The following is an 865-nucleotide window of genomic DNA, read 5'->3' on the forward strand; positions in this document are numbered from 1 at the left end:
GTCACGGGCGGCATTCACGAGGCGCTGGACCGGGCGCGCATGGCTGCTAAGGACAAGGATGTGCGCATTGGCGGAGGAGCCAACACCATCCAGCAATACCTTCGTGCGGGCCTCATCGATGAAATGCACTTCGCTATCTCGCCGGTCCTTCTGGGCGGGGGAGCGCGACTGTTCGAGGGGGTTGACGCACGCGCTCTAGGATACGAATGCGTGCAGTGCGTTGCGTCGGAGAAAGCTACGCATGTTGTACTGCGGCGCAATGGGCGCACTGACGCCTAGTCTAGGGGGTGGTCGTTGCCTTGCGTGTTGGTTTGCTATCGTAGATGTAGCTGCTTGCGCATATTCCGCGGGGGCTAGATCATGGTTTGCTGGGGTATGCACATCCAATGCTGAATTTACGGTGTATCCCGTCGGATGAGCCGGGTTTCCACAGTTCCCGCTCTGTCCGGCATCCATAAGGGCCGATCCATTGACGAGACGTTGTGCACTTCAGGGCAGCCTACGGTTGCCCAGCTGAACGAAATAACTGCGGCGGGTTTCAAGACTGTCATCAATCTCGCGCTGCATGATGATCCGCGGTACTCCCTGCCAGATGAAGCCGGAACCGTAAGAACTCTCGGTATGGGCTACGTCCACATCCCCGTTGAATTTTCATCGCCCACGAAGCAAGACCTGGCACAGTTCTTCGCCGCGATGAAGGCACATGACGGTCAGAAAGTCTGGGCCCATTGCGCAGCGAACATTCGAGTCACTGTCTTTCTTTGTCTATACCGTGTCATCGAGCAGCGGTGGGAGCGCGAGGTCGCATTCGCCCAGCTGAGTGACCGCTGGCAACCAGACAAAGTGTGGTCGTCGTTCATCGAGT

2 protein-coding genes are annotated in these 865 nt (G+C 57.8%); both read left to right on the forward strand.

Features of this window, described 5'->3' with window-relative positions; translation table 11 throughout:
* Nucleotides 1-279, forward strand: a 279-nt coding sequence (locus AC097P_RS23265; protein WP_479612817.1) for a dihydrofolate reductase family protein, incomplete at its 5' end; no start/stop codon positions are given.
* 135 nt (nt 280-414) lie between these two features.
* The coding region (locus AC097P_RS23270; RefSeq protein ID WP_479612818.1) for a protein tyrosine phosphatase family protein at nt 415-865 on the forward strand (451 nt) is incomplete at its 3' end.

The sequence above is a fragment of the Rhodoferax sp. ZS1R8 genome, assembly GCF_056521325.1.